Source organism: Arthrobacter sp. H14 (assembly GCF_000520495.1).
Lineage (GTDB): Bacteria > Actinomycetota > Actinomycetes > Actinomycetales > Micrococcaceae > Arthrobacter_C.
Window position 1 is genome coordinate 117017 of record NZ_KI914677.1, and the last position, 8480, is coordinate 125496.

At 61.1% G+C, this 8480-nt stretch carries 10 protein-coding genes and 1 tRNA gene; 7 read left to right on the forward strand and 4 right to left on the reverse strand.

Annotated elements, in window-relative coordinates:
- Positions 1 to 126: 126 nt before the first annotated feature.
- From Y707_RS0117305 to Y707_RS0117315, 3 genes are read left to right on the forward strand one after another with little or no spacing between them, the layout of a single operon-like run.
- Positions 127 to 1122, forward strand: coding sequence for an ABC transporter substrate-binding protein (locus tag Y707_RS0117305; protein ID WP_026536012.1), 996 nt, complete (start codon positions 127 to 129; stop codon positions 1120 to 1122).
- 28 nt (positions 1123 to 1150) lie between these two features.
- Positions 1151 to 2077, forward strand: a complete 927-nt coding sequence (locus tag Y707_RS27105) for an ABC transporter permease (RefSeq protein ID WP_081744962.1) — start codon at positions 1151 to 1153, stop codon at positions 2075 to 2077.
- Complete coding sequence (locus Y707_RS0117315; protein WP_026536013.1) at positions 2064 to 2858, forward strand: ABC transporter ATP-binding protein; 795 nt, start codon at positions 2064 to 2066, stop codon at positions 2856 to 2858. Before Y707_RS27105 ends, Y707_RS0117315 begins: the two co-directional genes overlap by 14 nt.
- Positions 2859 to 2969: 111 nt before the next feature.
- Here Y707_RS0117315 and Y707_RS0117320 read toward each other — a convergent pair whose 3' ends face one another.
- Positions 2970 to 3623, reverse strand: a complete 654-nt coding sequence (locus Y707_RS0117320) for an SDR family oxidoreductase (RefSeq protein WP_026536014.1) — start codon at positions 3621 to 3623, stop codon at positions 2970 to 2972.
- A gap of 124 nt (positions 3624 to 3747) precedes the next feature.
- Between Y707_RS0117320 and Y707_RS0117325 the strand changes: the two genes are divergently transcribed.
- The 4 genes from Y707_RS0117325 (at position 3748) to Y707_RS0117340 (ending at position 6099) form a co-directional block, all read left to right on the forward strand.
- Positions 3748 to 4245, forward strand: coding sequence for a methylated-DNA--[protein]-cysteine S-methyltransferase (locus Y707_RS0117325; protein ID WP_026536015.1), 498 nt, complete (start codon positions 3748 to 3750; stop codon positions 4243 to 4245).
- Between the two features lie 77 nt (positions 4246 to 4322).
- Positions 4323 to 4796, forward strand: coding sequence for an RNA polymerase sigma factor (locus Y707_RS0117330; RefSeq protein WP_216699285.1), 474 nt, complete (start codon positions 4323 to 4325; stop codon positions 4794 to 4796).
- Positions 4793 to 5413, forward strand: coding sequence for a methylated-DNA--[protein]-cysteine S-methyltransferase (locus Y707_RS0117335; RefSeq protein WP_035782307.1), 621 nt, complete (start codon positions 4793 to 4795; stop codon positions 5411 to 5413). Before Y707_RS0117330 ends, Y707_RS0117335 begins: the two co-directional genes overlap by 4 nt.
- A gap of 26 nt (positions 5414 to 5439) precedes the next feature.
- Positions 5440 to 6099 carry an alpha-ketoglutarate-dependent dioxygenase AlkB family protein gene (locus Y707_RS0117340; RefSeq protein ID WP_026536018.1) on the forward strand — a complete coding sequence of 220 codons (660 nt, stop codon included), beginning with the start codon at positions 5440 to 5442 and terminating at the stop codon, positions 6097 to 6099.
- A gap of 84 nt (positions 6100 to 6183) precedes the next feature.
- Here Y707_RS0117340 and Y707_RS0117345 read toward each other — a convergent pair whose 3' ends face one another.
- The 3 genes from Y707_RS0117345 to Y707_RS0117355 all read right to left on the reverse strand — a co-directional run.
- Positions 6184 to 6405, reverse strand: coding sequence for a hypothetical protein (locus Y707_RS0117345; protein WP_026536019.1), 222 nt, complete (start codon positions 6403 to 6405; stop codon positions 6184 to 6186).
- A 94-nt stretch (positions 6406 to 6499) separates the two neighbouring features.
- A tRNA-Arg gene (locus Y707_RS0117350) sits at positions 6500 to 6575 on the reverse strand.
- A 285-nt stretch (positions 6576 to 6860) separates the two neighbouring features.
- The coding region (locus Y707_RS0117355) for an Ig-like domain-containing protein (RefSeq protein ID WP_026536020.1) at positions 6861 to 8480 on the reverse strand (1620 nt) is incomplete at its 5' end.

Below are 8480 nucleotides of genomic sequence, written 5' to 3' on the forward strand. Positions count from 1 at the left end.
ACATACTGGTTACAGGAGCGTCGCTCCAGATACATTCCGTATTTGTTCTGCTCGCTTGTTTAGACAATATGAGCCAAATCACAGATGATTACATGCGGAAACACCATCCCTGAAAGGACTATCCCAGTGAAGCGTTCATCACTTACTAAGGTGGGTGCGGGCCTGTTCGCCTCCGCACTAATGCTGACCGGTTGTGGCGGCGGCGGGTCGGAATCCGGCAGCGAAGCCGGCGGCGGCAGCGAACCTGTACAGATCGGTATCAGCCAGATCGTCGAGCACCCCTCCCTTGATGCTGCACGCGACGGCTTTAAGCAGGCTCTGACCGAGAACGGCTATGAGAACGCCGAGTTCGACGAGCAGAACGCCCAGGGCGACCAGGCGACGGCGACGACGATTGCCAGCCAGTTCGCGTCGGAGGGCAAGGACCTGGTCCTGGCTATCGCTACTCCGACCGCCCAGGCTGCCGCGCAGTCCATCACCGACATCCCCGTTCTGATCACCGCCGTCACCGCTCCGGAGGAAGCCGGCTTGGTCGACAGCCTGGAAGAGCCTGGCGGCAACGTCACCGGCACCAGCGACCTGAACCCGGTGGCGAAGCAGCTGAGCCTGGTTAAGGAACTGGCACCGGATGCCAAGACTGTCGGGGTTGTTTACAGCTCCGGCGAGGTCAACTCCGAGGTCCAGGTCAAGCTGGCACGCGAAGCAGCCAAGGAAATGGGCCTCAAGCTCGAGGAAGCGACAGTCACCAACTCCTCCGAGGTGCAGCAGGCAGCCAACTCCCTGAACGTGGATGCCATTTACGTGCCGACCGACAACGCCGTGGTTTCGGCCCTGAAATCGGTTGTCCAGGTCGCGGAAAAGAAGCAGATTCCGTTGATCGTGGGCGAGGCCAACTCCATTGCGGAGGGTGGTGTGGCCACCTATGGCATCGACTACGAAAAGCTCGGTCACCAGACCGGCATGATGGCCATCGAGATTCTTGAAGGCGCCGATCCGGCAACGATGCCGATCGAGACCCTCGAGGACATCCAGCTGGTTATTAACACCAAGGCCGCCGAGCGGATGGGCATGGAGGTTCCGCAGGAGCTGCTGGACCAGGCCGACCGGGTCATCAAAAAGTAAGCGGCAAGGAACTAAAGGTAAGTAATTAATGTATACAGCTGTTGAATTAGGGCTGATCTACGCGATTATGGCTCTAGGGGTCTACCTGACCTTTCGCATCCTCGATTTCCCCGATTTGACGGTTGACGGGAGTTTCACCACGGGGGCCTCTGTTGCGGCCATCATGATCGTCAATGGAGCGCCCCCGCTCCTGAGCACCATCGCAGCCTTCGCCGCTGGAATGGTGGCGGGCGTGATCACCGGTCTTCTTCATACCAAGGGAAAGATTAACGGTCTGCTGGCCGGTATTCTCACGATGATTGCGTTGTACTCGATCAACCTGAGAATCATGGGCGGCAGTGCGAACATTCCGCTCCTGCGGGAGGACACGCTGATCACGCCGTTGCGTGAGAATGGATGGCTCGGTACGTGGGTCTCGATCGCGATCTTCGCCCTGGTGGCCATCGGGGTGAAGTTGTTCCTGGACTGGTTCCTGCACACCGATATGGGACTGGCGATGCAGGCGACCGGGGACAATCAGGAAATGATCCGCAGTTTCGGAGTCAGCACGGACAGGATGAAAATCCTCGGTCTGGCGCTCTCGAACGGGTTCGTGGCAATATGCGGCGCCTTGATCGCCCAGTACCAGGGCTTCTCCGACATCAGCATGGGTATCGGCCTGATCCTGGTGGGGCTCGCTTCGGTGATCATCGGGCAGGCCGTATTCGGCAGCCGGTTGATCTTGATCTCCACCCTGGCCGTGATCCTGGGTGCCATTGCGTACCGGGTCTTCATTACGCTGGCGCTGCGGATCGAATGGTTCGATCCTTCGGACGTGAAGCTCATTTCCTCGGTGCTGGTCATCCTGGCGTTGATCCTGCCGCAGTGGAAATTCTTCAAGAAGATGCCGACATACCGGACTTTGAAGAAGACCAAAGTCAGTGCGAAGGCAAGGGGCAGCTATGTTGGAAATTAGGGACGTCAGCAAGACCTTCTTCGGCGGCACGGTCAATGAGCGGGTAGCGCTCGACGATGTGACGCTCAAGCTCGACAGTGGTGACTTTGTCACCGTCATCGGCAGCAATGGCGCGGGCAAGTCGACGATTCTGAACATCACCTCCGGCAAGCTGCTGCCCGATACTGGCACGGTGACGATCGGCGAGCTCGATGTGACCCGGCTTGCGGACCACCAGCGTGCAAAGTACATCGGCCGCGTTTTCCAGGATCCGATGGCGGGAAGCTCGCCGAATATGACGATCGAGGAAAACCTGTCGATCGCATATGAGCGGGGAAACCGGCGTGGATTCTCGATCGGCGTGACCAACAAGAAGCGGGAAAAATTCCGCGAGGAACTCAAATCGCTGGAGTTGGGGCTCGAGGACCGGCTCAAGGCCAAGGTGGGACTGCTTTCGGGCGGTCAGCGCCAGGCATTGTCCCTGCTGATGGCCACGTTCAGCGAACCCAAGGTGCTGATGCTGGACGAGCATACGGCTGCGCTGGATCCCCAGCGCGCCGAGCTGGTCTCACGCCTGACTCAGGAGATTGTCGACCGGCATAAACTCACCACGTTGATGGTCACGCACAACATGGAACAGGCGCTGCGGCTGGGCAACCGGCTGATCATGATGCATGATGGAAGGATCCTCTTCGACCTCAATCAGGAGCGAAAGTCGAAGATGACCGTCAAGGGTCTGTTGCAGGAGTTCGAGAACATCAAGGGCGAGAAGCTTACGGATGACGAGACTCTCCTCCAGTAGGAATCGCGGCAGTTTGCGATCCTGAAACCGTCATAAAAACGACGACGGCGGTCGCCGCGGCATTACGCTGCGGGACCGCCGTCGTCGACGTTTAATGCTCAGCCAACCGTGTCAGGACGCGGAGTCAATGGCGTCCTGGATCGGCGTTTCTCCATTGTTGAACGGGATAAACTTTCCGGCGGTTTCGGGCTTCTCCAGGACAAGCGCGGCCACCCGGGCAACATCCTCGCGCGAAACCTTGTTCCCGGCTGGCTCCGGAGCGACTTCGATCCGCCCGGTCCCTTCATCCTCGGTCAGCATGCCAGGTCCGAGGATCGTCCACGACAGATCCGTGCCCCGGAGGTAATCGTCGGCGGCAGCCTTTGCCTGCGCGTAGTCGAACAACCCATCGCTTTCGGGAATGTCATGATCCTTCCTGGAACCGATGAACGAGACCATCACATAGCGGTCCACGCCTGCCCGTTTGGCTGCGTCCATGGAGCGGATCGCGGCATCACGGTCCACTGCGTAGGTCGCATCAGCGCCGCTGCCGCCAGCACCAGCCGACCACACCACGGCGTCGTGACCCTTGATTTTGCCGGCAATCTCCTCTGTGGAGAGCTGCTGGAGGTCGGCAACAACCGGCGTTGCACCGGTGGCTTCGACATCGCTGCTGTGATCCGGATTGCGGAACAGCGAACTGACCTGATGGCCTCCGCCGGTGAGAATTTCCGCGAGGTGCATGGCAACTTTTCCATGACCTCCGATAATGGCTATGCGTGACATAGTTACTCCTTCCATCGCTTCCCACCAACAGTAAGCAGGCGGAGCATCCCGGCTGTGCCACTTCAGCCAATGGCTTAGTGCGGACTGGCAGAATGGAGCCAGGCCCGGTCCGTTGAGGAGAGACATGAGAACGCACACCAGCATCGATTCGCCCATCGGCGTTCTGACTTTGGTCAATACGGACGGGGTCCTTAGCGCCGTGTATATGGCTGAACATACGCATATGCCCGACACCGGAACATTTGGTGATGAGGGCAGCGCCGGCTTCGAAGAGGCAACCGGCCAGTTGGAGGAATACTTCGCCGGTGAGCGCCGCACATTTACGCTGCCGCTGGCGCCGGCCGGCAGCGGCTTCCAGCACAAGGTCTGGAAGCTGCTGACCGAAATTCCCTACGGTGAGACGCGCTCCTACGGGCAGCTGGCCGATCAGCTGGGCAACAGGTTGGTCATCCGTGCGGTTGGAGCGGCCAATGGACGCAATCCGCTCAGCATCATCGTCCCCTGCCACCGGGTGGTTGGCGCCGATGGGTCCCTGACAGGTTATGCAGGCGGGCTGGAGCGGAAGAAGTTCCTGCTGGGACTGGAAAATCCTTCCCGGTTCGAAACACCCGCGTTGTTCTAGGCAGCGCTACAGATAATGAAATCCCCAACCAGCGAATCTCACGAATCCGGCCTTAAGGACGTTTACCGGGTGTGAGACTGAAACCATTCGAGCAGATCGTCACGGAGCACGGACCGACTGTGCTGCGGGTCTGCCGCGCCGTCCTCGGCCACCACGATGCCGAGGACGCATGGTCGGAGACATTCCTGGCTGCCCTGCGGGCCTACCCGGAACTGGATCCGGCGGCCAATGTGGAGGCCTGGCTGGTCACGATTGCCAAACGCAAGGCGATCGATCAGCATCGCTCGGCCGCCCGCAGACCGCTTCCCGTGGACGATCTGCCGGAGAGGCCCGGTCATGACGGCATTCCGGAGCCCGCGGACGGGGAACTGTGGGAGGCGCTGAAGCTGTTGCCGCTGAAACAACGCGAGGCGCTCGCCTACCGCCACCTGGCCGGATTGCCCTACGCCAGTATCGCCGGGTTGCTCGGCAATTCTGAAGCCGCGGCCCGCCGGGCGGCGGCCGACGGTCTCAAAACACTTCGCAAAAGTTATCAGGGAGATACCCCATGAATACGCAACCAACACCTGCAGAGCCCGGTGGCATCGTGGGCGCGTTGAGCAGGAATGACGACGACGCCAACCGGCGCCTCCACGCCCGCTTGGTGCAGGCGGCGGAACAACAAAACCTGCTGGATGTCGCCTATCGGACCATTGACACACCTGTCGGGCCGCTCTTGCTCGCTGCCACACAGCTCGGGCTTGTGCGCGTGGCCTACGTCCGCGAAGACCACCAGGCGGTTCTGAATCGCCTGGCCGAGAAAATCAGCCCCCGTGTGTTGGAGGCTCCGGCCCGGCTCGATGACGCTGCCCGCCAGCTTGACGAATACTTCGCGGGGGGCCGGAGCCAGTTCGAGCTGGCACTCGATCTCCGCCTATCGTCCGGTTTCCGCCGGGACATTCTGTCCCATCTGCCGGACATCCGCTACGGCAGCACGGCCAGTTACGGAGAGCTCGCCCGGTTGGCGGGCAGTCCCAAAGCGGTCCGTGCCGTTGGAACCGCGTGCGGCACCAACCCGCTTCCCGTCGTCGTGCCGTGTCACAGGGTGGTTCGTTCCGATGGGACTCAGGGCGGATACGTTGGGGGCCCCGAAGCCAAGCGCACACTGTTGACACTGGAGGCGGCATGAAAGTGCCAAATAGACTTGGGGGCATCATGAACGGGATGCTGCTGCCGCGGGAGCGCTCCGAAATCGCGCCGGGAGCGGTGCACGTGCCGGCTTGGCTCGGCATTGAGCGGCAGCGGGCGATTGTCGAAGAATGCCGGCGCTGGGCCGTAGGGCCGGTCCCGATGCGTTCTGCCCGGCTGCCGGGCGGACGCCAAATGTCGGTCAAGACGGTGTGCCTGGGCTGGCACTGGCAACCCTATAAATACACCAGAACCGCCGACGACGCCGGTGGCGGCCGGGTTGCCCAAGTTCCGGACTGGATGATTGAGCTTGGGCGCCAAGCGCTGGTCGACGGCTACCTCGACCCGGCAGCCGGTGACGGCTATACGCCCGACACAGCCCTGATCAACTACTACGACGATGCGGCGAAAATGGGAATGCATCAGGACAAGGATGAGAAGGCCAGCGACCCAGTGGTGTCACTGAGCATCGGCGATACCTGCTTGTTCCGGTTCGGCAATACCGAAAACCGGAACAAGCCGTACACCGACGTCGAGCTGATGTCAGGGGATCTGTTTGTGTTCGGCGGGCCATCGCGCTTCGCCTACCACGGTGTCCCAAAGACGCTGCCGGGAACGGCTGATCCGCAGACGGGACTCAGCCAGGGAAGGATCAACATCACCATGCGCGTGACGGGAATGGAATGATGCTGTAGATGCAGGACCTGCGGCATGACACCGCAGCGACCACACTCTCTCAACACTAAACTGACCCGAATCGCGCCGCAGCGGTCACATCAGCCCACCACCACCACGCCCACGGTGATGACGCTGTCCTTCATCGTTCGAAGCAATCTTCACCGCTGTTTCCCTGAGGCGTCCCAGCACCAGGGCGATCAGCAGCGCCACTGCTACTGCCGCGACCGCGTCCAGAAGTGTTATCCAGGACAAGACCCACGCGATAGTGGCTATGAGTGCAACCGAGACCGTGACTGTGATGACGAGAGTTTTCATCGTTTCCCCATACGAGCATCCTGTCATGATGTGGCTTGTGAAGGGGTGCAGCAGATCTGGGGGCGGGGCGCGGCATGGCTGGTCTTCAGACGATTGGTGCCCTCGATAGGATTCGAACCTACGACTTTCTGCTCCGGAGGCAGACGCTCTATCCCCTGAGCTACGAGGGCCTGATGCTGACTGTTCAACATCAATTGGGAACTGAAAAAGCTTAGCAGGTGTGGGCGGCTGGTCTGTAACCGGGAAAAAATTGCGTGTCCTCCATGACGGCACTTCACACCTCCACCGAAAGCGGCGCATCGCACCAGCGCGCCGCTTCTTGGCCGAGCGGCGTCTTTCTCGGTTGGTAGGACCTTTCCGCCACCGGCGCCGGCTGGGCACAAATGCGGTCCCCGGCTGGCGGCTATGGCCGGCCCGGGACCGCATCTGTGACTGGATGTGCCAGTACTGACCGCTTACCGCTTGGTGGTGAACGTCCAGCTGGTTATCTTGAGCGGGTTACCAGCCTTGTCTTTGATTGCGGAGCCCAAACTAGCGGTGAACCGGGTGTTCGCCGCCAGGGTGAAACGTGGATTCAGCGTCGCCGTCCGGGTTGTCGCGTTGTAGTTGACAGTGGCAGACACCTTTGCACCGGTTGCAGCTTTCTTGAGAGAGAAAGACGTGCCGTTAATGCCGCCGACTCGTTCATTGAACTCGACGGTGGTGTTTGCCGCCCTGATGACGCCTGTTGCGTTCGACCCGGGCGTCCGGCTGACCACCTTCGGGATGAAGGTATCCGTGCGTCCGATCCGCCAGGCGTACGAGGCCGGGACGCTGGTGTTACCCGCGGCGTCGGTGGCACGTACCTTGAAGGTGTAGTCCCCGTTGATCTGCGCGTCATAGGTCTTTGGTGATGCGCAGGTCTTATCCCAGGCCCTGTTGCTCGGCAGCAGTTGGCAAGCGAACGATGCCGCGGGATCAGTGCTGCTGAACCTGAAGGTCGGGGTCCTGTCCAGGGATGGATCTGATGGACGGGACGTTCCAATCTTCACAGGAGGTGCCGCTGTGTCGACCGTGAAGGTCAGCGTCTGCGAGACCAGGTACCTCGGTGTTGCCGGGTTGGTGGGAGCACCGGTCGCAGGGTCGATGGCGTAGGCGGGATTGGCGATCCTGGCCTTCACCTTGTGCGTGCCTGCGGCGAGGGCTTTCGGCAGGGCCACAGAATAGCGTCCGTTCACGGTGGCTGTCGTTGCTGCCGGCGTGGCGGCGCCGTCCACCATCAATTGGACTGTGGCCGGCGCTGCGCCGAGGCCCGGAACCGTTCCTCCCAACGTCGGGGTGGCGTCCTTGGTGATGTTGTCCGTACTCGACCGGCCGGTGTCACTGGCCGCTCTGAGATCGGGGGAGGAAGGCGCGCCATCGGCTCCGTTGAAAATCAAGCCTTGAACGGTGAACGTACTGACCCTTAGTGAATTGACTCCGGGGCCGCCGGCATTGGGGCCGGTGACAATCACCGCGTTGGTGCCCGAGGGGGCTCCGGTTACGGCCCGGGCTGTGGTGATGCTGCCGAGTGTTCCCGGTGCCGCGCCGACCTGCTTGAGGAACTTTGCCGTTGAGCCTGTGGTGTAGTCGCCGAGGAAACTTTCACCCACTCCAGCCCAGTCGCACGCCCTGGTGGCGGTTGGAGCGCAATCTCCGACATCAAGGGTCTGCTTGATGAACCCCAGTGCCGGATTCTTGTCATCAGGTTCCGCGACGAAGGTATTCACCCCATAGGGATGAGTGATCGTATAGGACTTGTTTGCCACGAGGTTGTTGAGCCTGAACCGCAGCCGGGCGAAGCCATTCTGATCGCCCTTGCGCACGACGTCGTTGGCGTGGGCGGCTTCCAAGGCAGCTTCGTAGAGTCCCAGGTTTCCTCCTTCGGCTTCCGCCGCGAACCAGAAGGCCTCCTCGGGGAAGTTATCCGGATACGAGGCGGGTGCGGCCGGGTTCGGCGGCTCGGAAAGGCAGCCCGCTTCGGCCATGTAGCACAGCTGCAGCTTGACGGTGCCATCGGAATACCAGACCGGGTATCCGGTCTGCGGATCCACCGG

Bases quoted from the DNA above. Each gene is read 5' to 3' on its own strand.
- Y707_RS27105 (WP_081744962.1), top strand. From the start codon at position 1,151: ATGTATACAGCTGTTGAATTAGGGCTGATCTACGCGATTATGGCTCTA.
- Y707_RS0117315 (WP_026536013.1), top strand. From the start codon at position 2,064: ATGTTGGAAATTAGGGACGTCAGCAAGACCTTCTTCGGCGGCACGGTC.
- Y707_RS0117320 (WP_026536014.1), bottom strand. From the start codon at position 3,623: ATGTCACGCATAGCCATTATCGGAGGTCATGGAAAAGTTGCCATGCAC.
- Y707_RS0117325 (WP_026536015.1), top strand. From the start codon at position 3,748: ATGAGAACGCACACCAGCATCGATTCGCCCATCGGCGTTCTGACTTTG.
- Y707_RS0117335 (WP_035782307.1), top strand. From the start codon at position 4,793: ATGAATACGCAACCAACACCTGCAGAGCCCGGTGGCATCGTGGGCGCG.
- Y707_RS0117340 (WP_026536018.1), top strand. From the start codon at position 5,440: ATGAACGGGATGCTGCTGCCGCGGGAGCGCTCCGAAATCGCGCCGGGA.
- Y707_RS0117345 (WP_026536019.1), bottom strand. From the start codon at position 6,405: ATGAAAACTCTCGTCATCACAGTCACGGTCTCGGTTGCACTCATAGCC.